Origin of the sequence: Ruminococcus sp. 1001136sp1 (genome assembly GCF_039841815.1) — a bacterium.
In the GTDB taxonomy this organism is placed as follows: domain Bacteria; phylum Bacillota; class Clostridia; order Lachnospirales; family Lachnospiraceae; genus Blautia_A; species Blautia_A faecis.
The window spans coordinates 138654-164157 of sequence record NZ_JBDPGY010000005.1; the positions used below are offsets into that span (position 1 = coordinate 138654).

Consider the following 25504-nt stretch of genomic DNA (forward strand, 5'->3'; position numbering starts at 1 on the left):
CCTGAAAATGAAGCTGGAAAGATGGCATGTTACTGTGTATGGAAGAAGATATGATAACGATAGAACGGTAATGGTTACTGTTCACTGGTAACATTCCGCGAGGCGTTTTTTGTGAACGAAGTTCACAGTAACCAGTAACCGGTAATGCTTATGCTTTCGGGAAAAATAAGGTTGCATTTTCATCAGACATATATTACAATAATGTTACATAAAAATTAAGCAAACTGCTGAATTGAATTTTTATATGAAAAATGTAGGAGGATATCATGATTGATCTGATAGATGTAAGCAAGTCCTATGGACCGGGACTGCCGGCAGTGAATCACGCCAATCTCCATGTAGATAAAGGTGAATTCGTATTTATAGTAGGAAACAGCGGTTCTGGTAAATCCACGCTGATCAAGCTGCTTTTGAAGGAACTGGATTCCACATCCGGTACGATTATCGTAAGCGGAGAGAAGCTTGAGGGGATGAAGCACCGCCGTGTGGCCAAATACCGCCGTAAGCTTGGTGTTGTATTCCAGGACTTCCGTCTTCTGAAGGACAGGGATGTGTATGAGAATGTAGCTTTTGCCCAGCGTGTTGTGAACCGTCCTACCAGAGTTATCCGCAAGAGAGTTCCGGAGGTACTTCAGGAAGTTGGACTTGCAGGGAAATACAAGGCATACCCTGACGAGCTGTCTGGTGGAGAGCAGCAGAGAGTTGCTCTTGCCAGGGCGATTGTAAACCGTCCGGACATCCTTCTTGCAGACGAGCCTACTGGTAATCTTGACCCGAAGACATCCGAGGAGATCATGAAGCTCCTTGAGGAGATCAATCAGCGTGGAACCACCGTTCTGGTAGTAACCCACAATAAAGAGATTGTCAATTCCATGAAGAAGCGTGTACTGACCATGCATAATGGAGTGATCATCAGCGACGAGAAAGAGGGAGAATATTATGAGGCCTAGTACCATCTGGTATACTCTGAAGCAGGGTATCAAGAACATCAAGAGAAATTTCATGTTTTCCATTGCTTCTATTATTACGATGGCAGCATGTATTTTTCTTTTCGGAATTTTCTTTTCCATTGTAAATAATGTGAATACGCTGGCGCATAAGGTTGAGGAAGATGTGCCGATCACAGTGCTTTTTAATGAAGGAACCACGCAGGAGCAGATGGATGCAGTTGGAGAACTGATCAGGCAGCGCCCGGAGGTTTCCAAGATTGAATTTGAGTCCGGTGATGAAGCCTGGGAGAAGATGAAGCAGGAATACTTCGGTGATGACTCTGAGGCAGCAGACGGTTTCAAGGATGATAACCCGCTGGCAAACTCATCTAACTACCGTGTGTACATGAACAACATTGAGAAACAGTCTGAGCTGGTTGCCTACATCAAGACACTGGATAATGTACGAGAGGTTAATCAGTCTGAGCAGGCTGCCAAGACTCTTGGTTCCATTAACCGTATTGTTTCCTATGTATCTGTGGCTGTGATCGTGATCCTGCTGCTGATCGCTGTTTTCCTGATCAGTAATACCATTTCCGTTGGTATTACAGTTCGTAAGGACGAGATCGGAATTATGAAATATATTGGTGCTACCGATAGTTTTGTACGTGCACCGTTCCTTCTGGAGGGTATGATCCTGGGACTGATCGGTGCGGGAATTCCACTGATCATTTTGTATTTCTGTTACAATAATGTGGTAACCTATGTATATACCAAGTTCAGCGTACTTCTGGGTGTTGTAGATTTCATCCCGGTTGGACAGATCTACCAGACACTGGTTCCGGTGGCGCTGGCACTGGGAATTGGAATTGGTCTTGTGGGAAGCTTTATTACTACAAGAAAACACTTGAAGGTGTGAGAGTTCTGTTTTACAATAAGGGCGGTTGTTCGCATTCCGCCAGAATATGAGAAGAGGATATGGGGGCTGCTGGAGAGATCTGGCAGTCCTTTTGTATAAAAACAAGTAAGGTGTTTCAAGGCGGACGCATTGGGGCAAATGATATTCCACGCAAGTCGGTGCAACGCTCCGGTGAGCTAGCTGGCAACTGGATGAAACTTGTATGGTGAGGAGTGATAATATATGGCAGATAAACAATTTATGAAGGGGGCTGTAACTGGTGTGCTTTGCGCATCCCTGGTGCTGGGCGGGGGATATGTGGGTCTTCAGAAAGCGGGACGTGCGGGAAGTAATGTACTGTCGGATGTGGCGGTTACCCAGAAGATTAAGTATCTGGAAGATATTATAGATCAGAATTATCTGGAAGATGTGGATGAGGATTCGCTGAAGGAGGGGATTTATACCGGGCTTCTGTATGGGCTGGGGGATCCGTATTCCAGATATTATACGGAGGAAGAATACGAGGAGGAGATGAGAGATACGGAGGGCTCTTACTCTGGAATCGGCGTGAGCATTACCCAGAATACGGAGGGCGGAATTCTGGTAGTGGACTGTTATGAGGGCAGTCCGGCGGATGAGGCCGGACTGAAGGCGAATGATGTGATCACGGCTGTGAACGGAACGGATGTAACGGAAATGACGCCAGCTGAGGTCTCAAAGATGATCCGGGAAAAGGAGGACGGTACTTCTATCCTGACCGTCTATCACCAGGAGGCAGATGAACCGGAAGAAATTACAGTGACTTTGAGCGATGTGGAGCTGCCCACTGTTTCTTATGAAATGCTGGAGGATTCTATAGGATATTTGCGAATTACAGAGTTTACCATGGTAACACCCCAGCAGTTTGAGGATGCTTACAAAGATCTTCAGGCAAAAGGCATGGAGAAGCTGATCGTGGATCTTCGTGACAATCCAGGTGGGGTGCTTTCTTCTGTGTGCGATGTGCTGCGCCAGATTCTGCCCGAAGGACTGATCGTGTATACAGAGGACAAATATGGGGAAAAACAGGAGATGAAGTGTGACGGCGACACCCCGATCGACATTCCGCTAGCAGTGCTGGTAAATGAGAACAGCGCCAGTGCATCGGAGATTTTCGCCGGGGCAGTGAAGGATTATAAGATTGGAACGATTGTGGGAACCACCACTTATGGAAAGGGAATCGTTCAGAGCATCCGTCAGCTCTCTGATGGAAGTGCGGTGAAGCTGACTACGGCGAAATATTTTACCCCCAAGGGCAATGATATCCACAAGGTGGGAATCACACCGGATGTGGAGGTAAAACTGGATGCCAGCCTTTTGAACCGGACAGATTATACCCATGACGAGGATAATCAGCTTCAGGCCGCAATAGAGGCGGTTTCTCGTTGACAAAACCACTATGTTGGATTAGAATGGTAAAAGGATTTTTGCAAAATAACGCGCCTGATCTGCGCGATAAACAGGCGGATCAGCCGACAGTTATTTTGTTGACAGGCAATAGCTGTGAATGCATTGAACAGTTATGACAGGCACAATAAATGTGGAGGAACCATCAATGAAACACAATTTTAAGAAAATCGAGCCGAAATGGCAGAAAAAGTGGGAAGAGCAGCAAGCATTTAAAGCTGTTGACGGAAGTGATAAACCGAAATTCTACGGCCTTGTAGAGTTCCCATACCCAAGTGGTGCGGGAATGCATGTTGGACATATTAAGGCATATTCCAGTATCGAGGTACTTTCCAGAAAGAGAAGAATGCAGGGATACAATGTACTGTTCCCAATCGGATTCGATGCATTCGGACTTCCTACTGAGAATTATGCGATTAAGACGAATACACATCCTCGTGAGATCACAGACCAGAACATTGCGAAATTCACTAATCAGCTGAAGAGTGTTGGATTCTCCTTTGACTGGAGCCGTGTGATCGATACCACACAGGAAGATTTCTATAAATGGACCCAGTGGATTTTCCTGAAGATGTTTGAGAACGGACTTGTTTTCCGTGATAAGACATTAGTTAACTATTGCCCGTCCTGTAAGGTTGTTCTTTCCAATGAGGACAGTCAGGGCGGCAAATGCGATATCTGCCACAGCGACGTTATCCAGAAGTCCAAGGATGTCTGGTATTTAAGAATCACCCAGTATGCAGACAAGCTTCTTGAGGGACTGGAGGATGTGGACTATCCGGCGAACATCAAGCAGCAGCAGGTAAACTGGATCGGTAAATCCACAGGTGCTTTCGTAAACTTTGCAGTTGACGGAATTGATGAGACACTGCAGATTTACACCACCAGACCAGATACCCTGTTTGGTGTAACCTTCATGGTTATCGCACCGGAGCATCCGCTGATCGACAAATATGCTGACCGCATTACCAACATGGATGAGATCAAGGCTTACCGTGAAGAGTGTGCGAAGAAGACTGAGTTCGAGAGAACCCAGCTTGTAAAAGAGAAAACAGGTGTATGCATCCAAGGACTTGAGGGCGTAAATCCTGTAAATGGCAAGAAGATCCCGATCTACATTGCAGACTATGTAATGATGGGATATGGTACCGGCGCGATCATGGCAGTACCGGCACATGACCAGAGAGACTATGATTTCGCCAAGAAATTTGGTATTGACATTATCCAGGTTATCAAGGGCGGCGACATTGAGAAAGAAGCCTACACAGGTGACGGCGAGATGATCAACTCTGATTTCCTGAACGGCTATACAAATAAGAAGGATTCCATCAAGCGCATGCTGGAAGAGCTTGAGAAGAAGGGCATTGGTAAAGCTGGCGTTCAGTATAAGATGAAAGACTGGGCATTTAACCGTCAGAGATACTGGGGCGAGCCGATCCCGATCGTTCATTGTCCGAAATGCGGTGATGTAGCGGTTCCATATGAGGAGCTTCCGCTTCGTCTGCCGAAGATCAAGGATTTCCAGCCAGGTGAGGACGGACAGTCTCCGCTTGCAAAGATTGATTCTTTTGTAAACTGCAAATGCCCGAAATGCGGCGGCGATGCCAAGAGAGAGACGGATACCATGCCACAGTGGGCTGGATCTTCCTGGTATTTCCTTCGTTATGTGGATCCACATAATACAGAAGCTCTTGCAGACCGCAAGAAGATGGAATACTGGATGCCGGTTGACTGGTACAACGGCGGTATGGAGCATGTAACCAGACATATGATCTACTCCAGATTCTGGCATCATTTCCTGTATGACATGGGAATTGTCAATACTCCGGAGCCATATGCGAAACGTTCTGCACAGGGTATGATCCTTGGCTCAGACGGCGACAAGATGAGTAAATCCAAGGGCAACGTTGTTGATCCGCTTGATATTGTAAATGAGTATGGTGCTGATGCACTTCGTACCTACGTTCTCTTCATGGGTGACTACGGCGCAGCTGCTCCGTGGAACGACAGCTCCGTAAGAGGCTGCAAGCGTTTCCTTGAGAGAGTTGCAGGACTGACCGATATCATGACAGAGGAGCCGGCAGCCAAGGATATGGAGGTTAAGATCCATAAGGCAATCAAGAAGGTATCCTCCGATATTGAGGCTATGAAGTTCAACACTGCAATTGCCTGCCTGATGACTCTCATCAATGAGATTTATGCAGTTGGCAAGATCAGCAAGGATGACCTTGTGATCTTCATCAAGCTCCTTTGCCCGTTTGCACCTCATCTTTGCGAGGAAATCTGGGAGACCATCGGTGGAGAAGGTTTACTTTCCCTTTCCCAGTGGCCGGAATATGAAGAGAGTAAGACTGTAGAGGACTCCATAGAAATCGGTGTCCAGGTTAACGGTAAGGTTCGCGGAACCATCGTAATTCCTAATGGCTGTGCGAAAGAGGAAGCTCTTGAGCTGGCAAAGAAGGACGAGAGAGTAGCTTCCTTCCTGGAAGGCAAGACTCTTGTAAAAGAGATTTATGTACCGAATAAGATCGTAAACTTTGTTGCGAAATAAAGATTACTGGAATTGAGAAACTCCCCACTGAATGATCGGTGGGGAGTTTTTTTGAAACCTATAGTAAACCTTGCGGAGAAGGAGTTTGTAAGATATAATCAATTTATATTATATAGAGAAGGTGATGCAATGAAAATTGATTTCCTGGAATTGACGAATTTTAGAAATATTCAAAAGCAAGATATTATATTCGAAAATAAAAACTTTGTTGCTTTAATCGGAGACAATGGGAGCGGAAAGACTACTATATTGGAGAGCATTACTAAGGCATTTGTACCTGTATTAAGATCGATCAATGCAGAGGCAATGAAAAAATGTGATTTAACGAATAACGATATTAGAAACGGAGCAAATAGTACAGGGGTTACATTAGGAATAAGCCTGGATAACGAACGGTATATCTGGACTAATAAGCGTAGATTTTCATCGCAGAAACCATTTGAAAACATCAGCGAAAAAAAGCTGGAAAATGTTAAAGACCTTAAGGAATTAAAGATAAAATATGCACAGTGTGTTGAAACGAAAGCATTACCTCTGGTGCTTTATTATGGAACTGATAGAATTATAAGAGAAGTACCACAGCGCGGTCATATTAAAAATTTTAATGTAATAGATGCATTAAGAAATTGTTTTGACAATGTGAATTATTTTAGAGACTTTTATGACTGGTTTAAGACAGAAGAGGACATTGAACTTCGAGGATTGCGTGAAAGTTCAAATTACAAAAATCCGAAACTTAATTGTGTCCGAACAGCATTAGAACGGATGATAAAAGGGTATTCTAATCTGCGAATTGAACTAGCACCATCAAGAATGGTAATGACGAACGCAGAGGGAATAGATTTACAAATTGATCAATTAAGTGGCGGATATAAAGCTGTATTATCTGTTATTGCGGATATCGCAAAAAGATTATCTATTGCAAATCCGAATTCTTTAAACCCTTTGGAAGAAGAAGCTGTGATTTTAATTGACGAGCTAGATTTACATTTACATCCGAAATGGCAAAAAGAAATAGTAGCCGATTTGAAAAGAACATTTCCAAATTGCCAGTTTATTATTTCAACACATTCGCCATTTATAATCCAGTCATTAGATGCAGCAGAAGTTTTTGATATAAAAACAATGACATTTGCAGAAGAAAAAGGAAATTATAAGGGATGGAGTATAGAAGCTATTCAGGAATATAAAATGGGAGTAGAGCCTAAAACAGCTATTTTTAATGATTATTTGGAAAAATTTTCATTGGCAATGGACCACGAAAATTATGATGATGCAAAAGCATTTTATAAAAAATTGAAGGAAATGGTAAAACCAGATAGCAATGAAAGTAAAGTTTTAGAATTGGATATGGAGATGATTGAAGCATATGATAAAGCTTAGTAGAGGTGAAAAACCAGAAGAGCTTAAGAATGATGTCTGTGAAGAATTAAAAAAATATATGCTGAAGATAAAGATAGGGATGTATGGAATTCATCTAAAATAAAGGAGCCTTTGAAAAAGGCTATGCTAGAGATGAGTCATGGAAAATGTTCCTATTGTGAATGTAAATTAGGAATAGAATCTAAAGATGTTACAATAGACCATTTTCTTCCGAAATCGGAGAATCCAGATGAAGTTGTAGAATGGGAGAATCTTTTTCCTGCTTGTTTGAGATGTAATAGAAAGAAAAATAAGCGTGAAGAAAGAATTGTAAATCCATGTGTAGACGAACCAAAAGAATATTTAGGGGTGACAAGTGTAAATCGTTATAGATTAAAAGGAATCGATACACAAGGCATTGGCAAAAATACAATAGAGGTAATAGGGCTTAACGATATAGAACGAGTAATGGTTCCAAGGATGACTGAGTGGGAAGCATTGAAAGTGCATTTGGAAGAAATAGAAGAGGATTTAAAAGAAGAAGGATACAAGAACAAATATAGAAACCGTTTGCAAAAGATAATGGAGAATTGTTTATTTGATAAGTCATATGCTGCGGTTAAGGCGACGAATCTTTTGAATGACAGAAGTTATCTTCAAATAAAAGACTATTTTATAAAAGAAAATCAGTGGTCAGATAATATGAAGAATATCGAAGCGAAAATAAAAGAAATTGCATTGAAGTTAGTTTAGTTGCACAATGGTACATAGCCGATTGGTCGTGAAAAATCAATCGGTTTTTCAAATTTATAGTATTGTACAGAAGGATGAATTTATGGAAATTAGGGAAAACAGGGTTGTAATATTGGGGGCAGGAATTGGTGCAATGGCAATGGGATTTGAAAATGCCAGTTGTAAAGTTGTGGCTGCTTATGAACATGATGAAAGAGCTAGAGAGCTTTATGAAAACAATGCAAAGGATAAAACATATAAAATAGGGGAGCTTGATTATAATAATTTTGAAGAAATACCTGATATGGATATCTTAGCATGCGATTTTCGTAGAGGACTTTCTTTTACGAGTGCAGGTATGGGGAAAACACATCATTTTAGAAATGCGGTAAAGGCAGTTATCGAATTTAAACAGCCTAAAAAGGTTTTCTTTCTTGTTCAGTGTGGTTATGCTAGATTAAAACCTTTTAAAGCATTATTAGACTATTTAAAGGATGAAGGTTATAATTATAGTTATAGAATTATAAATACCGAGGGTTCTACTGGATTACCTATTAAGGAAGATTGTGTTTATCTTATAGGTACTAGAGATTCATCAGAATGTGAGTTAAAATTTCCTGATTTTGAAGAACAAAGTATATGTTCGATAAATGAAATATTAGAAAGTGATGAGGTGGATGGGTATTATTATAAAGTCAATTATGAGCAGATTGACAAGAAAATTAGAAAAAATACATTTTTGTGCTGGGAAAAAAATCAATATGTAGAGGCTAATTTAGCAGATACAAATTTACGAAAAATCCCATTGATATGTAACAATGGAGTCATTAGAAAAATAACCCATCGGGAATTTGCAAGATTGAAGGCAATTCCAGATAGTTTTAATCTTGATATAAGTAATAAAGCATGGATGTATAGACAATTGGTGTATAGCCCGAATGTGGAAATTGTAACTCAGATAGCGAAAAAACTAGGAAATACAGAAGAAAATTTGTTACGAACGTCTTATGTGGTAAGGGAGGATGTGTTTGCTGATATATTTAGAAAATATCTTTTTAAAAAGTGTCAAAGTGTAAAAATAGGAAAGAGTGTGGATTTTGAATGCAATGTGCAGGGAAAAGATATTTGTTTTGAATTAAAAATTTATAATAGTAATTATGCTATTGAAAAAAATATAGAGCGAGTTTGCGCATACTTGGTGTCTTTAAAAGCTAAGGAAGATATGATATTAGTTGTTGGGAATATTGTTTCAAAAGAAATAGTAGAAAAATATTTCGAAAAATATAAAATACATATTTGGACCTTAAGTAATATACTTTGGTTGTTTGAAGAATATCCGGACATTAAGAATGAGTTCATTTCTTTACTAACGTATAGTGTGGATGATTTGAAATTAGAAAAGCCTTGTCATTCTTTATTTCAAGAACAGAGAAATAAAAAAAATGAAGGTACATGGAAGTCCAAGTTGTTAGCTATCAAACCTGGAAAGGGAGAGCGTTCTAAAGAATATGAGGACATTTGTGTAGAAATATTAAAAAATGTGCTTGGTGAATATCTGGGATTATGGAAAGTTCAGGAGTCTTCAAATAATGGCTTATATCGTTTTGACTTATGTTGTAAAATAAAAAATGGTGTAAATCAAGATTTTTTTGATACAATTAAAAATTATTTTAATACAAAATATATAGTGTTTGAATTCAAAAACTATGAAAAAGAAATAAGTCAAAAGGAAATATACACAACAGAAAAGTATTTATATGAAAAGGCTTTAAGACGTGTTGCAATAATTATATCAAGAAAAGGAGCTAGTAAGAATGCTCTTTCAGCAGCAAGAGGATGTTTACGTGAAAATGGAAAATTAATTATGTGCTTATCTGACCAAGATTTAATTGAGTTAATCAATATTAAAGAAAAAGAAGAACAACCAACAGCAGAATTTTTTGAGGTAATGCTAGACGATTTATTAATTCAATTAGAAAAATAAGAGATAAAATAATTGTTTAAGACTTCCCACACCAACAATAAAAATTCATTTGGTATGGGAAGTTTTATAATAGTTACAAGTATGTAGCGTTTTTGCTCACGTAGTACCAGAAGGTACGGGTGGTTTTTTTGAAGCTTTTGGTTTTGAAATTGAGAAAATAGTAGGTCTTATTGGTGTAATAGGCGCCGGTGGGAGTGATTTCCTGAATACTGTCTAAGGTATAGCCTTTTCTGGAAACGGCGGCAAGTTTCTTGGCAGAGCCGGAACCGGAGGCTTTTTTCTTATAGAAAGTTATCTTCGTGCCAGAAGCATAGGGGCTGGTGGATACGGCGTAATACCAGTAATTTCCTATGCGGGTAACTGTGGAAGCAGTTCCGCTGCTGTTTAATTTTCGGATCTTGCCAGTTTTGGCATCTAAGACAGCAGCCTGATTCCTTTTATTAGACACGTAGAAGTAACGGTCCTGAACCTGGGTTGATGGGAATTCCAGATTGTAGGATTTGGAGATCGTCTTCTTATTGGCCTTGCCGTTGATGTTTACACTGTAAATTTTGTAATGGGTGGTGTATCCGCTGCAGGTGCTATAGAAGATTTTGTTTCTATAGGGAATCATGGTGGTAAAACTGTTCTTGGTCTTATATATGTGGAGATCCAGGATTTTGCGCGCTTTACCGGTGCCATCGGCATTTTTGCAGTAGACATAGCCTATGTCATCCTGGTAGACCAGGTATTTGCCATTGGTATAGATGAATGTGGCAACGCTTATATATTGTGGCTTAAAATCGAGGATCACCTGGGTCGCCCCTGTCTGGCAATCCTGACGGCACACCTGGAAAAGAGGGCTTCCCTGCTCATGGTTATAGTAATAGGAATATCCGCCAATTTCCACCGGATCGCCGTACCCATTGTGGCAGACCCGCACCCATGTTCCCGGAGATGCCGCCTGTGTTTTCACTGGAAAAGATATTCCAAGGAGCATAGTAAGCAGCATGGAAAAAGCTAAAAGTGTAAGTGGTCGCTTAAATGATTTTCGCTCCATTTGTCCCTCCTTAAATGAAATTGATCTATTAAAAATGTAGCAAAAAAAGGTAGGATTGTCAAAAACTTTGTGGCTTTATAGGAAAGACCGCTTTCGGTGTTATTACTGTTCATTCCGTGACTCTAACTTTATTGTGGAATATAATAGATTTTTGTTCTAAAATAGGATATAATGAATAAAATATTATTATAGCTATTGTATGAAACGGAGAAAAAGAGAGGGAGTTATTCCTTCTTTTTATGATCAAATATTTCTTGGTGAATTTGATGTTGTTAAAAATGAGGTAGGATGATGAAATTAAGGATTAGAAACTTTGCAAAGATTTCAAAGGCAGATATTGAAATTGATGGAATTACCATTATTGCGGGAAATAATAATACGGGAAAAAGCACGGTCGGTAAAATTTTAGATTCTGTTTTTAATTCATCATATAATATAGATGAGAAGATGAATAAGGCAAGAATTGATTCATTGGCATCTATGCTACGAAATGAAATTGAAGGTAGTATGGCTAGAGTTAACAGATCGGTAAGAAGATATTTACCACGTACTTATCGCGGATTTGCAAAGGATCTTTTAGAATGTAAAGAAGATGAGAGAGAAGAGTTGTGTAAAGAGTATAAAAATGTTTTGCTATTGCCACAGGAGGAAGAAACTAAGTTTACAGAAAAAATTTTAGAAAAATTGGAAGAAAATCTAAACATATCGAACGAAACATTTTGCAAAGCCATATATACAAGTTATTTTGGAGAAACATTTCATGAACAAATAAATTCATTATATTATTTTGATGAGCTGGCAGAAATTACATTGTCTATAAAGGAAAAGGAAATTTATTTAGCTTTTAAGAATAATGAGTGTATAGAAGCAAAGAGACAACACCTGGATATTTTTAATACATCTCTCTATATTGACGATCCATTTGTAATAGATGAGCTGAATAATAATTTATCATTTGGAATCTCTGAATTACCAATTCAGAAAAGAAATATATTACAAAAATTAATGCAAAAAGAGGAGAGGGAAGTAGAAGAAAAAACGTTTTTAGGTTTATTGGCGAATAACAAACTTGAAGATATTATGCAAATTATTGATTCTGTAGCTAATGGAAAAATTACCAAAAAACAAAAATATATGTATCAATTGGCTGGAGAATCCTCTAAAGAAATTGATGTTGCGTCATTGTCAACCGGTTTAAAGGCATTTTTAGTTCTAAAGCAAATTTTGTTAAATGGAAATTTACAGGACAAAGACGTTATTGTATTAGATGAACCTGAAATACATTTACATCCAGAATGGCAGCTTTTATATGCGGAAATAATCGTATTGTTACAGAAAAAGTTTAATTTCCATATTGTTGTGACAACACATAGTGCTCATTTTTTGGAAGCATTAGAGTTATATTCCCGAAAGTATGAAATTGCAGAAAGATGTAATTACTACTTAACAAGTTTGCAAGAAGAGGGAGTCGTTTTTGAAAATGTAACAGAAAATATCAGCAAAATATATAAACAAATGGTTGATCCAGCTCTATTATTAAGCCGATTAAGAGAGGAATTAGATACGGAAAATGACAAATTATGAGCAAATAAAAAAATTGCTATATACATTTGAAGATAATCACAATCGACATGTCGGTATAGAAACAAAGCTTTCGAGTGTGTCGGAGGATAAAACTGAATCCCAAAATAGGGATGTCAGACAACTGGTTTACGAGAATACCAGACAAGATATGGATATTATAGATATGGATGAAATTGCGCATAATGTATATCGTCTTGTGCGGTTTCCAGATTCTAAAAAAGAAGAGGAATCATTAGCTTCAGCAGATGCATTTGTAATAAGTTCGGATAATATTTGGTATTTTATAGAATTTAAAAATCAAAAAATAACGAGAGCAAAAGAGAGTGTAACGAAGAAGGCTTATCAGAACTGGTTTTGGCTTGTAGATATTTTATATGAATTGTGGGAACAAAAACAACTGAAGTACGATACATTTAATTATGACAATCCGATAGAGTTTGCAAGGAAAAATGTGGTTTATATTTTGGTAGTAAGCGAAGATAAAAATAAGTTAGAAGCTGATAAAATGGAGAAATGTCAGCTTGCTGGAGTGAAATATCAACCAGAATATATGAAAAAATTGGAAAAATATATTTTCAAAGAAGCATATGCTTATACACCTCAATTACTGGAAAGAAATTTTGTCAAACGTTTTAAGTATTAGCAAAGCAGTAAAATAAAAAGCAAGGTTATTAAGTTGTATAGGTTGAATACATAACCGATTGGTTCAAATAAGGAATCAATCGGTTTTTAATGACTGGAAGTAGTACTTATAACGTTTGAAGATTTATGTAAAGGAGCTGAAAAACGATGAACGGTCTCAGCCGAAAAATATATCTCGAACTCCCCCTCCCAACCGAAGACGATCCCCGCTCAGATCAGCAGCGGATCCTGGATAGCCTGGCGGCAGCAGGTGTGGAAGAGCGAGTCCATATGCCTGTCCACATTTTGAGAAAGTTATACCCCTTGCTGGACAACGCAAAGTGGAAAATAACGGTTTCCCTTGCCTGGAATGGGGAAAACTGGGAAATGGTGGAGATAGAGGAAGGAGATACCACCGCGCAGCATTATGGGCTGGCGGTGGATCTGGGAAGTACCACTGTGGTGGCGAGACTTCTGGACTGCAACAGTGGAGAGATTTTGAAGGAAGTCAGCTGCTTCAATAAGCAGATCCAGTGGGGGACAGATATTCTGTCCAGGATTTTTTGCTGTAAAGATAATAAGGAAAAGCTGGAAGAAGTGCGGCGGGCTACGGTGGAATCCATTTGTGAATGCATGGATAAGCTGGATGCAAGCCACTCCGCGCTCTCCATGGTAATCGCGGGCAACACCACCATGATTCACTTCCTTCTTGGAATGGATGCCTTCTGCGTCTTCTACACCCCACACGCAGTTCATGCCGACTGCCCCGGCTTTCAATTGGCGCGCGATCTGGACATTCCGCTGAAGGGCTACGTTTATTGTTACCCTGCCAAGTCAAACTATCTTGGTGGCGATATTATCAGCGGCATGATTGACACTGAATTATACAAGAAAAACGAGATCAGTGTTTTCTTCGATATCGGAACCAACGGCGAGCTGGTAATCGGAAATAAGGAATTCCTTCTCTGCGGTGCAGGAGCAGCAGGCCCGGCACTGGAGGGAGGTGTGGTGCGCACCGGAATGTGGGCAGACGTTGGCGCTGTGGATGAAGTGAAGATAAGAGATGGAAATATTTATGTGCATGTGATTGGAAGCCATGAGGAAGACTCAGGAAGGCATGAGGAAGATTCAGGAAGCCACGAGAAAAATTTAGGTAATCATGAGGATAATTCATCAGGTGAAGAACCTCAGGGAATCTGCGGTTCCGGCATCATAGACCTGATCGCAGAGCTTTTCCTGGAAGGCTGGATCGACATCCGCGGCAAGCTTTCCCCGGAAAAAAGCCCTCTTATCCAGGAGAGAGACAACCAGCTCTGTGTGGAATATGCCCCCGGTCTGTACTTCTACCAGAAGGACATCGACGAATTTATCCGCACCAAATCCGCCGCCCACACCATGGTAGAAATCATGCTCCGTGAATCCGGTCTTGACTTAAACCAGGCCGACCGCTTCTATGTAGCCGGAGCCTTTGGTAAACACGTATCCAAAGAATCCGCCATCACTATCGGCATGTATCCCGATATGGATCGCGACCACATTATCAACGCTGGAAACTCCTCACTGGAAGGAGCTCAGAAGCTTCTTTTAAACCGAAGTCTCCTCACTGACATCGACCAGATCCTGGAAGAAATGGTTTATATTCAGTTTGCCGAAGTGGAGGATTTCCTGGAATTAATGGTAGCAGCCCAGGCTTTGCCCCATACAGATTATAAGCGGTATCCTACGGTTATGGAGAAGCTGAAGGAACGACAAAAAGATATAAAATTATGAGATGATTGTAAAAAATATCTAAATTTATAGTAATTTAGCACAAAATATGCTATACTATCCCCAAACCAACAGACAGGAAGTGTACGAAATGACAGCACCCAAGAAACCACCAATTACGAAAAGTTTCGGATACGCATTTGAAGGAATTTTCACCTGTATCCGCAAGGAACGGAACATGAAGATCCACTGTATCATGGCAGTCCTGGTAGTGATCGCAGGCATCATCCTGAAGCTTTCCCCAGTGGAATGGTGCATCTGTCTTGGCCTTTTCGGACTGGTGATGGCACTGGAGCTGGTGAACACCGCCGTAGAATCCGTGGTGGATCTGGTGACCAGCGAGTACAAGCCCCTGGCGAAGATCGCCAAGGACACTGCCGCCGGAGCCGTCCTGATCGCCGCCATCATGGCCGCCATCGCCGGACTGATCATTTTCGTACCCAAAGGACTGGCATTTCTTGGACTTTTATGAGAAGTCCGGTCTGCTGAAAACGAAAATCCCACAGGGAGTTGGCAGATACAGCTGTAAATAAGAAAGGAGCACACACTATGGAACTTGGAGAAGGCATCAAAAAAATATTACTTGCAGGAATCGGCACTGCAGCAGTGACCGCAGAGAAATCCAAAGAAGTTCTGGATGAACTGGTAAAGAAAGGTGAGCTCACTGTAGAACAGGGCAAGGTCCTCAATCAGGAACTGAAGCACAATATCAAAGAGAGCGTGAAGAAGAACGTAAACGTAACTCTGAAGCCATCCAACCCGGACGAGCTGAAGGAAGTCCTTGGCAAAATGACTCCGGATCAGCTGGCCGCCCTGAAAGAGCAGATCAGCAAGATGCAGGCGAAAGACGTAGACGCAGAGGAGACTGCCGAAGAAGAGGAAGAGGCAGAAGAAGTGGAGGAAGCCAAAGAAGAATACGAGGACGACCCTCAGGAATAAGCAATAACATTTTCCGAAAAAGAAATAGTATTGCCTTGTTTAAGAAGTGCAGCAGGAAATCCTGAACGGCATTGCAGAACGAAATAAAGAAATTTATGAAGGCAGGATGAGGAGAAAGAGTACCCGAATCCTGCCTTTTCAGTAAGGGGAACAGACATGGGTGTGACAAAGAATGACAGTACGATGAAGTCAGAAGCAGACCAGGCACAAAGAAAGAATCTGGAAGTGGAAAACCAACAGGATAAAAATGAGAAAAGCAACACAGCTGGTAAGAAGTCAAATGGCAAAGACACCGGCACGTATAAAGAAAGGCTAAAAGAAATCACAGCTGTCCTCCACAAGCATGCCATCACACGAGGCGTCTCCCCGGAGAAGCTCCGCCTCATTCTCACAGATCTTGGTCCCACCTTCATCAAGCTGGGACAGATCATGTCCATGCGCTCCGACATTTTGCCCAAGCGCTACTGTGATGAGCTGATGAAGCTTTGCTCTGATGTAGACCCCATGCCATTTGCAGAAGTAGAAGAAGTCCTCCGGGAAGCCTTCGGCTGTCCCTGGCAGGAAGAATTTCAGGAAATCCAGGAGAAGCCCCTTGGCTCAGCCTCTATCGCCCAGGTACACCGCGCCGTCCTGAAAACCGGCGAGGAAGTTGTGATAAAGGTTCAGCGAAAGGGTATCTACGAAATCATGGCCCGGGATATCGGCCTGATGAAAAAGGCGGTGAAGCTCCTTCCCCCTGTAAGTATCAAGGAAGCAGTAGATCTGAATCTTGTGCTGGAAGAGCTGTGGCGCGTCACCCAGGAAGAGATGAATTTCCTGACGGAAGCCGCCAACATGGAAGAATTTTCCAGGAAAAATAAAAAGGTGGCATTTGTGAAAACACCTATTCTTTACAGGGAATATACCACAGCCAGCGTCCTTGTTATGGAATACATTGATGGTATTCCCATCGACCATAAGGAAGAGCTTCTTGCAGGCGGCTACGACCTTGATGAGATTGGCAGCAAATTTGTGGACAATTTTATCAAGCAGGTTATGGATGACGGCTTTTTCCACGCAGACCCTCATCCGGGAAATGTGATGATCCAGGGCGGCAAGATTGTGTGGATCGACATAGGAATGATGGGACGGCTGAATGAACGTGACCGCGAGCTGATCGGTCAGGCTATCGAAGGAGTGGCACTGAATGACATTGGAAAAATCCAGGATGCAGTGCTGGCACTTGGAGAATTCAAGGGGAAACCCAATCAGAGCCGCCTTTACACAGACATCAGAGACCTTATGGCGAAATACGGCACCGCAGATTTTGGCGAAATCGATATCGTAGAGATCCTCACAGATCTGATGGACGTAATGAAGGAGAACAAGATCGTCATGCCCCATGGGCTTACCATGCTTGCAAGAGGACTGACGCATATGGAAGGGGTACTGGCAGATATCAGCCCGGAGATCAATATGGTACAGATTGCAGCAGCCCGTCTGAAGGGGAACCTTCTGGATGAAGGGAACTGGAAGAAGCAGATGAAGGGCACCGGGAAAAAGCTGTATCGCTCCATGCTCCGCGCTGTGGATATCCCTGCGCTGGCAGCAGATTTCCTGCAGGGCTGTATGAAAGGCCAGACCAAGATCAACCTGGATCTACACGCCTCCGATGACCTGGCGTGGCTGATGCGCCGCCTGATCCGGAACATTGTGCTTGGTCTTTGGGTAATGGCACTTCTGATCAGCTCCAGTATTATCTGTACCACAGATATGACACCGAAGATAATGGGAATTCCGGCTTTTGGAGTGCTGGGGTACTTTGGGGCGCTGGTCATTCTCATGTATTTGTTTATCAAACATTTTATGAAAAAGTAGTGGAAAAAACCAGTGGGAAAATCGGGTTAAGTGGATAAAATTACCAAACTTTGCCGGAAAAGCCAGAAAGAAACCTGGGGGGGTTGACACTAATATGGCAGGGTGATATTTTATTAAGAAGACTGGAATGGTGAAATTTGTCGAAATTGGAAAAAAAGAAATAAATAATACCGCTGACGCATGAACGGTGGTTACAGATCCAAAGAGAGATGTGACCCAAAGATGCCTGAGAAAAAGCATAACCGGGAAGCGTTGGCGGGAAAATATAAATTTAGATAAGTTATAAATATAAGACTAAAAATAGATTTTGCAATTGCATTTTAGAGAATGGAAGGATTCTGTCAGCTGTATTTACCTAAGCTGAACGGAAGAAAGGTACTTGGGAGGGAAAAGGAAAATATGTATCGGAAGGACTCAGAGGGCTGGTTAAAGCATGGGGATTTTATTGTTCTGGATATGATCTGTCTGCAGCTGGCATTTATTTTGGCATATGCATTCCGTGGGTACGGATTCAATGTGTATGGAGATATTTTGTATCGAAATATGGCAATATTCCTTGGATTTGCCGACCTGGTGGTGATCTTCACCTCCGGTACCATGAAAAGCGTTCTGAAAAGAGGTCACTATAAGGAATTTGTCACCACCTTGAAAAATGCTGTGGCAGTAGGTGCTCTTGCAATCGCTTATCTGTTCATAATCCAGGAAGGCCAGAGCTTTTCCAGAATGATCCTGATCACCACAATTGTGATCTACCTGATCCTCACCTATGCCATAAGAGAAATCTGGAAAAATTCCTTACATAAAAAAATGGAAAACGGCGGCGACAAGAAACTGCTGATCATCACCTCCAAAGCGGTAGCGAAGAACGTAGTGCACAGCATGCAGGAAAACAATTATGCCAGATATTCCCTTGCCGGAGTGGTTGTGATCGATGAGGACTGTACCGGTGAGAAAATCTGTGGCGTCCCTGTAGTTGCATGCGAAAGTGACGTGCCTATGTACGTCTGCCAGGAGTGGATCGACGAGGTGCTGATCGTCATCTCCGAAAATCTGCCATACCCGGATGGGCTTATCGACAAGCTCACCGAAACCGGCGTAACCGTTCATCTGAACCTTGCAAAAATCACCAACCAGACTGGCAAAAGACAGTTTGTGGAAAAGGTTGGAAGCTACACAGTTCTGACCACCAGTCTGAACTATGCATCCTTCGGACAGCTTTTCCTGAAGCGCCTGATGGACATCTGCGGCGGACTGGTTGGCTGTATTTTCACAGGAATCATTACCATCTTCGTTGGCCCCGCCATCTACCTGGCATCCCCGGGCCCGATTTTCTTCTCCCAGGAACGTGTGGGAAAGAACGGAAAGAAATTCAAAATGTACAAATTCCGCAGCATGTACATGGATGCGGAAGCGCGGAAAGCCGAGCTTATGAAAGAGAACAAACTGGGCGATGGCAAAATGTTCAAGATGGACTTTGACCCCAGAGTAATTGGAAATAAGGTGCTGCCGGATGGAACACATAAGACGGGAGTGGGAGATTTTATTAGAAGGACGAGTCTGGATGAGTTTCCGCAGTTTTTTAATGTGCTTAAGGGGGATATGTCCATTGTGGGGACGAGACCGCCGTTGATTTCGGAGACGAATTTGTATGAACCGCATCACAAGGTAAGGCTTGCAATTAAACCTGGGATAACGGGGATGTGGCAGGTTAGTGGTAGGAGTGATATTACGGACTTTGAGGAAGTTGTGAGACTGGATAAAGAGTATATTGAGAATTGGAATATTGGACTGGATATTAAGATACTTTTTAAGACGGTGATGGTGGTTGTTAGGAAAGATGGATCGATGTGATTTGTAATACGAAATGAGATTACATAATTTTCATTAGGTTAATAACTGACATAGGAGTAAGTGTAATGGATATTAGAAAAGAATATGATCGGTGGTTAGAAAATGCTACATCTGATGCAGACATTGTTGAAGAATTGAAAGCAATGAATGATGCGAAAATTGAGGATGCATTTTATCGTGATCTCGCCTTTGGTACTGGTGGTTTGCGCGGGGTAATTGGTGCAGGAACTAATCGTATGAACATTTACACTGTATCGAAGGCTTCTCAAGGTCTGGCTGATTATCTGAAAAAGAATTTTGCAGAGCCATCAGTAGTCATTGGTTATGATAGCCGAATTAAGAGTGACATATTTGCAAAAGTAGCAGCTGGAGTATTTGTAGTTAATGGAATCAAAGTAAATATTTGGTCTACTTTAATGCCTGTGCCGACAGTGTCATACGCAACTCGTTATCTTCATACTTCTGCTGGTGTAATGATTACTGCTTCTCATAATCCGAGTAAATATAATGGCTATAAGGTATATGGAGCTGATGGTTGTCAGATTACCAGTGAGGCTGCTGCTGATATTTTAAGTGAAATTGAGAAATTGAATATTTTCGCAGATGTTAGAATTGGTGATTTTGAAGCTGGTGTAAAAGATGGCAATATTCAATATATTTCAGACGAAGTTTACACCGCATTTGTTAATGAGGTGAAAAATCAATCTGTTTTGTTTGGAGAAGAAATTAATAAGAATGTCGCTATTGTATACAGTCCACTGAATGGTACCGGTTTGAAGCCTGTTACTCGTACATTGAAAGAAATGGGATATACCAATATTACAGTGGTTAAAGAACAGGAGCAGCCGGATGGCAATTTCCCAACTTGCCCCTACCCGAACCCTGAAATCAAGGAAGCCATGGTTCTCGGCATGGAGTACGCCAAAAAGTGCAACGCTGACCTGCTATTGGCAACTGACCCAGATTGTGACCGCGTGGGTATTGCTGTTAAGAACAAGGCTGGAGAGTATGAACTTCTGACTGGTAACCAGACTGGTATGCTGTTGCTGGACTACATTTGCAGCCAGCGTGTGAAGCATGGTAAGATGCCTGCTGACCCTGTTATGATCAAGACTATTGTTACGATGGATATGGGCGAGCAAATCGCTTCCCACTACGCCCTACGGACCATCAATGTGCTGACTGGCTTCAAGTTTATCGGTGAGCAGATTGGCAAACTGGAACAGCAGGGGAATGCCGACAGTTATGTGTTCGGCTTTGAGGAAAGCTATGGCTATCTGACCGGTTCCTACGTCCGTGATAAGGATGGTGTGGATGGTGCATACATGATTTGTGAGATGTTCAGTTATTATGCAACGCAGGGCATCAGTCTGTTGGACAAATTGGACGAGCTATATAAGATCTATGGCTACTGTTTGAACACCCTGCATAGCTACGAGTTCGATGGCAGTGCTGGTTTTGCTAAGATGCAGAACATCATGCAGGCTTTCCGTGGAGATATCAAGGCATTTGGCGGCAAGAAGGTCGTTAAGTTACTGGATTATGCATCGGGGCTGGAGGGTCTGCCGAAGTCCGATGTGCTGAAGTTCTTACTGGAAGATAACTGCTCTATTGTAGTACGTCCTTCCGGTACTGAGCCGAAGCTCAAGACATATATCTCTGTCAGTGCAGAGAATAAAGAAAACGCCGAAAAGATGGAAGCGGAGATTCGTAAGAGTGCTGAAGAGTACTTGAAGTAAAGAGTAGAGGAGAAAAACATAAATGAATATTATTTTACTTTCTGGTGGTTCAGGCAAGCGTCTTTGGCCTCTTTCCAATGATGTGCGTAGCAAACAATTTATTAAACTATTTAAACATAATGAAGAATATGAGTCTATGGTACAACGTGTGTATCGCCAGATTACCACGGTAGATGCTGATGCTAAGATTACAATTGCAACAAGCAAGTCACAGGCTAGTGCTATTAAGAACCAATTAGGTGAAAAAGCATCCATTTGCGTAGAACCTTGTCGACGTGATACTTTTCCTGCTATTGCATTGGCTGCGGCTTATCTTCATGATGAATTAGGCGTTACAGAGAACGAAGCAGTAGTTGTCTGCCCTGTTGATCCATATGTGGATAATACATATTATGAAGCAGTTAAAAAATTGCAAGAATTAGCAGAACAAGGAAATGCTAATTTAACGTTAATGGGAATTGAACCCACTTATCCTAGTGAAAAATATGGATACATCATCCCAGAAAATGGTAAGAATGTTAGCAAAGTCAAGGAATTCAAAGAGAAACCAGATGTGGAAACTGCTAAGAAGTATCTGGAAAAAAAAGCATTGTGGAATGCAGGGATATTTGCTTTTAAACTGGGGTATTTATTGAGTAAAATTCACAGTATGATTGATTTTGAAGATTATCGCGATTTATTTAGCAAATATGACACCATGACAAAAATCAGTTTCGATTACGCTGTGGTTGAGAAAGAGTCCAGTATTCAGGTTCTGCGTTACAGTGGTGCTTGGAAGGATGTTGGAACTTGGAATATGATGGCTGAAGTTATGGCAGATAAAACCAAGGGTAAAGCAATTTTGGATGAAACCTGTGAAAACACCAATATTGTAAATGAAATGAATATTCCTGTTCTTTGTATGGGATGTAAGAACATGATCATTGCAGCCAGTGGTGATGGAATTTTAATTGCTGATAAAGAGCGCAGCGGCTATATGAAGCCATATGTTGAAAAAATAGAGACAGAGGCAATGTATATTGAAAAGTCTTGGGGAACTTATACTGTTATTGATGTGCAGCCAGGATCAATGACAGTTAAGGTTTCAATGAGAGCTGGTGAGCAAATGGCATATCATATGCACAATTATAGAGAAGAAGTTTGGACTGTAGTTTCGGGTAATGGAAAAGCAATAGTGGATGGTATGGAACAAATTCTTCGTGCTGGTGATGTTATTACAATTGCAGCAGGATGTAAACACACTGTTGAAGCGATTACCCCGCTGGATATGATTGAAGTTCAGTTGGGAGATGAAATTAGTGCTTCAGATAAGATTAAATTTCCAATGGAATAAGAAACGGTGGTAGACAAAGTAATGGAAATTATGAAGCTTATTCCGACGGGCAAGGATTATTTGTGGGGTGGTGTTAGGCTACGGGACGAATATGGAAAGAAAATTGATTTAACACCGTTGGCTGAAACTTGGGAGTGTTCTGTTCATCCGGATGGTCCAAGCTATGTGGCAAATGGTACGAATAAAGGAAAAACATTGGCAGAGGTACTAAAAGGGCATCCGGAATATCTTGGAACAAAAGTAGAAAATGGTAAACTTCCTGTACTAGTAAAATTTATTGACGCCAAGAAAGACTTATCTGTGCAAGTTCATCCTGATGACAAATTTGCGAGAGAACATGAGGATGATAATGGTAAAACTGAAATGTGGTATGTCGTTGAAGCTGATGAAGGAGCTTACTTGATTTATGGCTTCCAACATGAGGTGACAGAAGCAATTCTTCGAAAAGCTATTGAAACGGGAAGGCTTGATAAACATTTACAAAAAGTGCCTGTTCATAAAGGTGATACATATTTTGTTCCAGCTGGTACAGTTCATGGAATTGGTAAGGGAATTTTAGTGGCTGAGATTCAGGAAAGCTCTAATGTGACATATCGCGTTTATGATTATAATCGTGTAGATAAGAACGGAAAAAAAAGAGAGTTACATTTTGATAAAGCAGTTCAGGTAATGAATATGAATGCCGCACCAAGTGTGAAGCAAAAGCCAAGAATGGTAAAGTACTATTCTGGATGTTCGCGGGAGTTGCTTTGTCGTTGTAAATATTTTGAAACAGAAAGAATACAAGTAACGAAAGGTTTCGCATTCTCTGTTATGGATGCATCTTTTCAGGTGTTGATGTGCTTGAGTGGATATGGTGAAGTACAGACCATGGATGCAGAACAGAAGCCGATGCGATTCAGCAAGGGAGAAACGCTGTTTCTGCCGGCTGGACTGGGTAGATGTTTAGTTGTTGGTGATGCAGAGCTGATTAAGGTGCGATGCTAACAGGTTTGTAGTGAGGGTGGATAAATGTCAAGAATGAAGTTTATGAATACAGAGATTGATAACTTGACAATGCAGGAAACGCTGCAGGCTATTGATCAGCTAATTCAAAAAAATGAAAGTGCCTATGTGGTTACACCAAATGTAGATCACATTGTACAACTTGAAACAAATAAAGAATTACAGGCGGTTTATGAAAATGCGTCATTGATTTTGACGGATGGTAAGCCACTGCTGTGGATTGCTAAATGGTACGGAACACCGATTAAAGAGAAAATTTCAGGATCGGACTTGTTTCCACTTTTGTGTGATATGGCTGCTCAAAAAGGATATAGGATGTTTTTTTTAGGTGCAGCTGAAGGTGTGGCAGCAAAAGCAGCAGAAAATCTTGCAACCAGATTTAAGGGATTGCAGATTGTAGGTACATATTCACCTCCATTTGGTTTTGAAAAAAATCAAAAAGAAATGAATAAAATTAAATCCATGATAAAAGAGGCTAGTCCGCATATATTGATTATAGGATTAGGTTGCCCGAAGCAGGAAAAGTTTATGTACCATTATTGTAAAGAACTTGGAGTGCCAATTTCTTTTGGGTTGGGTGCTAGTTTTGATTTTGAAGCAGGGAATATTAAAAGGGCCCCTCGTTGGATGTCTAATCATGGTTTGGAGTGGATTTTTAGAATCACACAAGATCCAAAACGTATGGCAAAACGATACTTAGTGGATGATCGAAAGATACTTGGTTTAGCAATTAAGTATTGGAGGGAAAAATAATGCGGATTTGTGTAGATCTCACCTCATTAGCAGATAATTTTTCTGGCATAGAACGCTTTGCTCTTTCAATTACTAAAGAGCTTATAAAAAATGAAAAATATCACTGGATACTTCTCTTTAAAAACACTGTGCATAAGGCATTTGAAGATGCAAATGCTGAAAAAATTGTAATTAAGGGTAGTAACAAATTATTATTCAATCAGATAATACTTCCTTTGAAAATGTTAAAAATCAAAGCAGATAGATATTTTTTTCCTGCATTTCCAGCTCCTTTTTTCTTTTTTAATACGAACGTATTTAATACTATTCATGATTTGAGTTGTTGGGATTGTCCAAGAAGTAATAAGAAATATATGATAGCCTATTTTAGACTTATGTATTGGAAAGCTTCCATATGCAATAAGAAAATTGTTACAGTGTCAGAATTTTCGAAGAAGAGAATTTGTTCTATTTTATCTGTCAAACCTGAAAATATTGCAGTAGTATATAATGGAATTTCAAGGCATTTTAATGCTGAAAACATTGATGAAATAAAGAAAAAGCAAATAGCTGACAAATATTCCTTGCCCCCAAGTTTCATTTTATCATTATCTACAATAGAACCAAGAAAGAATGTTAGGCTTTTATTAGATGCTTGTGCAGAGTTATTAGAAGAAGGAGTCGTAGAGGATATAGTCTTAGCAGGACGAAAAGGATGGAAAATGAATGATTTTCTTAGTGGATATCAAGAAAAATTTCTAAAGCATGTGTTTTTTACAGGATTTGTAGATGATGAAGATTTACCGTCTGTGTACAAGATGGCGAAATTATTTGCTTTTCCTTCGCAATATGAAGGATTTGGAATTCCTCCTTTAGAAGCTATGGCATGCGGTACTCGTGTAATATCTTCTGATGCTGCATCAATGCCAGAAATTTTGGGTGATGCTGCAGTATATTTCAAAAACCAGAATTTAAATGATTTGAAAAGAATTTTAAAAAAAGAAATTAAAGTAGTTGAAAAAAATAGTGATTATGTAAAATGTGGAGAACAGCAAGCAAAAAAATATAGTTGGAATAGAGAGGCAAAAAAACTGATTAATTTCCTCTGCGAGTGTCAATGATTTAAGAAATGAGG

General features: G+C 40.8%; 20 protein-coding genes. 19 read left to right on the plus strand and 1 reads right to left on the minus strand.

From position 1 onward, the window contains the following. The first annotated feature begins 266 nt into the window (after positions 1-266). The 7 genes from ftsE to ABHC48_RS06210 all read left to right on the plus strand — a co-directional run bounded on the left by ftsE (position 267) and on the right by ABHC48_RS06210 (position 9902). The gene (ftsE, locus tag ABHC48_RS06180) at positions 267-950 is read left to right on the plus strand and encodes a cell division ATP-binding protein FtsE (protein ID WP_118578359.1); all 684 of its coding nucleotides are present in this window, start codon (positions 267-269) and stop codon (positions 948-950) included. After that, entirely contained in the window at positions 940-1848 is a 909-nt protein-coding gene (ftsX, locus tag ABHC48_RS06185; RefSeq protein ID WP_187565499.1) for a permease-like cell division protein FtsX, read from the plus strand. The genes ftsE and ftsX overlap by 11 nt, the downstream gene beginning before the upstream one ends. Before the next feature lie 222 nt (positions 1849-2070). Further along, a complete protein-coding gene (locus ABHC48_RS06190) occupies positions 2071-3255 on the plus strand; it encodes a S41 family peptidase (protein ID WP_195699033.1) in 1185 nt (394 codons plus the stop codon). Between the two features lie 166 nt (positions 3256-3421). After that, complete coding sequence (gene leuS / locus ABHC48_RS06195; protein ID WP_173717049.1) at positions 3422-5824, plus strand: leucine--tRNA ligase; 2403 nt, start codon at positions 3422-3424, stop codon at positions 5822-5824. 51 nt (positions 5825-5875) lie between these two features. Then, complete coding sequence (locus tag ABHC48_RS06200) at positions 5876-7207, plus strand: AAA family ATPase (RefSeq protein WP_195699032.1); 1332 nt, start codon at positions 5876-5878, stop codon at positions 7205-7207. Positions 7208-7318: 111 nt separating this feature from the next. Next, the gene (locus tag ABHC48_RS06205; RefSeq protein WP_195699031.1) at positions 7319-7939 is read left to right on the plus strand and encodes an HNH endonuclease; all 621 of its coding nucleotides are present in this window, start codon (positions 7319-7321) and stop codon (positions 7937-7939) included. An 82-nt stretch (positions 7940-8021) separates the two neighbouring features. Continuing rightward, the gene (locus ABHC48_RS06210; RefSeq protein ID WP_195699030.1) at positions 8022-9902 is read left to right on the plus strand and encodes a DNA cytosine methyltransferase; all 1881 of its coding nucleotides are present in this window, start codon (positions 8022-8024) and stop codon (positions 9900-9902) included. 73 nt (positions 9903-9975) lie between these two features. Here ABHC48_RS06210 and ABHC48_RS06215 read toward each other — a convergent pair whose 3' ends face one another. Beyond that, positions 9976-10941: a hypothetical protein gene (locus ABHC48_RS06215; protein ID WP_195699029.1), complete on the minus strand. Its 966-nt coding sequence runs from the start codon at positions 10939-10941 to the stop codon at positions 9976-9978. A 288-nt stretch (positions 10942-11229) separates the two neighbouring features. On the opposite strand from ABHC48_RS06215, the gene ABHC48_RS06220 reads away from it, so the two are divergent. The 12 genes from ABHC48_RS06220 to ABHC48_RS06275 all read left to right on the plus strand — a co-directional run bounded on the left by ABHC48_RS06220 (position 11230) and on the right by ABHC48_RS06275 (position 25490). Then, a complete protein-coding gene (locus tag ABHC48_RS06220) occupies positions 11230-12525 on the plus strand; it encodes an AAA family ATPase (RefSeq protein ID WP_195699028.1) in 1296 nt (431 codons plus the stop codon). After that, on the plus strand, positions 12512-13168 hold the full coding sequence (locus ABHC48_RS06225) for a hypothetical protein (protein WP_195699027.1): 657 nt from the start codon (positions 12512-12514) through the stop codon (positions 13166-13168). Before ABHC48_RS06220 ends, ABHC48_RS06225 begins: the two co-directional genes overlap by 14 nt. A gap of 146 nt (positions 13169-13314) precedes the next feature. Next, positions 13315-14916, plus strand: a complete 1602-nt coding sequence (locus tag ABHC48_RS06230) for an ASKHA domain-containing protein (RefSeq protein WP_195699026.1) — start codon at positions 13315-13317, stop codon at positions 14914-14916. Positions 14917-15004: 88 nt separating this feature from the next. Beyond that, positions 15005-15385 carry a diacylglycerol kinase family protein gene (locus tag ABHC48_RS06235; RefSeq protein WP_173772544.1) on the plus strand — a complete coding sequence of 127 codons (381 nt, stop codon included), beginning with the start codon at positions 15005-15007 and terminating at the stop codon, positions 15383-15385. 77 nt (positions 15386-15462) lie between these two features. After that, positions 15463-15852 carry a hypothetical protein gene (locus tag ABHC48_RS06240; RefSeq protein ID WP_148463236.1) on the plus strand — a complete coding sequence of 130 codons (390 nt, stop codon included), beginning with the start codon at positions 15463-15465 and terminating at the stop codon, positions 15850-15852. 156 nt (positions 15853-16008) lie between these two features. Continuing rightward, positions 16009-17709 carry an AarF/UbiB family protein gene (locus ABHC48_RS06245; protein ID WP_243284461.1) on the plus strand — a complete coding sequence of 567 codons (1701 nt, stop codon included), beginning with the start codon at positions 16009-16011 and terminating at the stop codon, positions 17707-17709. Positions 17710-18108: 399 nt separating this feature from the next. After that, a complete protein-coding gene (locus ABHC48_RS06250; RefSeq protein ID WP_195699025.1) occupies positions 18109-19560 on the plus strand; it encodes a sugar transferase in 1452 nt (483 codons plus the stop codon). A 65-nt stretch (positions 19561-19625) separates the two neighbouring features. Next, a complete protein-coding gene (locus tag ABHC48_RS06255) occupies positions 19626-21299 on the plus strand; it encodes a phospho-sugar mutase (RefSeq protein WP_195699024.1) in 1674 nt (557 codons plus the stop codon). Between the two features lie 22 nt (positions 21300-21321). Beyond that, positions 21322-22632 (plus strand): sugar phosphate nucleotidyltransferase, encoded by a 1311-nt coding sequence (locus ABHC48_RS06260; protein ID WP_195699023.1) that lies wholly within the window; start codon positions 21322-21324, stop codon positions 22630-22632. A 21-nt stretch (positions 22633-22653) separates the two neighbouring features. Then, positions 22654-23619, plus strand: coding sequence for a type I phosphomannose isomerase catalytic subunit (locus ABHC48_RS06265; protein ID WP_195699022.1), 966 nt, complete (start codon positions 22654-22656; stop codon positions 23617-23619). A gap of 24 nt (positions 23620-23643) precedes the next feature. Next, a complete protein-coding gene (locus ABHC48_RS06270) occupies positions 23644-24390 on the plus strand; it encodes a WecB/TagA/CpsF family glycosyltransferase (RefSeq protein ID WP_195699021.1) in 747 nt (248 codons plus the stop codon). Further along, the gene (locus ABHC48_RS06275) at positions 24390-25490 is read left to right on the plus strand and encodes a glycosyltransferase family 1 protein (RefSeq protein WP_195699020.1); all 1101 of its coding nucleotides are present in this window, start codon (positions 24390-24392) and stop codon (positions 25488-25490) included. Before ABHC48_RS06270 ends, ABHC48_RS06275 begins: the two co-directional genes overlap by 1 nt. The last annotated feature ends 14 nt before the right edge of the window (positions 25491-25504 follow it).

Bases quoted from the DNA above. Each gene is read 5' to 3' on its own strand.
- ftsE (WP_118578359.1), top strand. From the start codon at position 267: ATGATTGATCTGATAGATGTAAGCAAGTCCTATGGACCGGGACTGCCG.
- ftsX (WP_187565499.1), top strand. From the start codon at position 940: ATGAGGCCTAGTACCATCTGGTATACTCTGAAGCAGGGTATCAAGAAC.
- ABHC48_RS06190 (WP_195699033.1), top strand. From the start codon at position 2,071: ATGGCAGATAAACAATTTATGAAGGGGGCTGTAACTGGTGTGCTTTGC.
- leuS (WP_173717049.1), top strand. From the start codon at position 3,422: ATGAAACACAATTTTAAGAAAATCGAGCCGAAATGGCAGAAAAAGTGG.
- ABHC48_RS06210 (WP_195699030.1), top strand. From the start codon at position 8,022: ATGGAAATTAGGGAAAACAGGGTTGTAATATTGGGGGCAGGAATTGGT.
- ABHC48_RS06215 (WP_195699029.1), bottom strand. From the start codon at position 10,941: ATGGAGCGAAAATCATTTAAGCGACCACTTACACTTTTAGCTTTTTCC.
- ABHC48_RS06220 (WP_195699028.1), top strand. From the start codon at position 11,230: ATGATGAAATTAAGGATTAGAAACTTTGCAAAGATTTCAAAGGCAGAT.
- ABHC48_RS06225 (WP_195699027.1), top strand. From the start codon at position 12,512: ATGACAAATTATGAGCAAATAAAAAAATTGCTATATACATTTGAAGAT.
- ABHC48_RS06230 (WP_195699026.1), top strand. From the start codon at position 13,315: ATGAACGGTCTCAGCCGAAAAATATATCTCGAACTCCCCCTCCCAACC.
- ABHC48_RS06235 (WP_173772544.1), top strand. From the start codon at position 15,005: ATGACAGCACCCAAGAAACCACCAATTACGAAAAGTTTCGGATACGCA.
- ABHC48_RS06240 (WP_148463236.1), top strand. From the start codon at position 15,463: ATGGAACTTGGAGAAGGCATCAAAAAAATATTACTTGCAGGAATCGGC.
- ABHC48_RS06245 (WP_243284461.1), top strand. From the start codon at position 16,009: ATGGGTGTGACAAAGAATGACAGTACGATGAAGTCAGAAGCAGACCAG.
- ABHC48_RS06250 (WP_195699025.1), top strand. From the start codon at position 18,109: ATGTATCGGAAGGACTCAGAGGGCTGGTTAAAGCATGGGGATTTTATT.
- ABHC48_RS06255 (WP_195699024.1), top strand. From the start codon at position 19,626: ATGGATATTAGAAAAGAATATGATCGGTGGTTAGAAAATGCTACATCT.
- ABHC48_RS06260 (WP_195699023.1), top strand. From the start codon at position 21,322: ATGAATATTATTTTACTTTCTGGTGGTTCAGGCAAGCGTCTTTGGCCT.
- ABHC48_RS06265 (WP_195699022.1), top strand. From the start codon at position 22,654: ATGGAAATTATGAAGCTTATTCCGACGGGCAAGGATTATTTGTGGGGT.
- ABHC48_RS06270 (WP_195699021.1), top strand. From the start codon at position 23,644: ATGTCAAGAATGAAGTTTATGAATACAGAGATTGATAACTTGACAATG.
- ABHC48_RS06275 (WP_195699020.1), top strand. From the start codon at position 24,390: ATGCGGATTTGTGTAGATCTCACCTCATTAGCAGATAATTTTTCTGGC.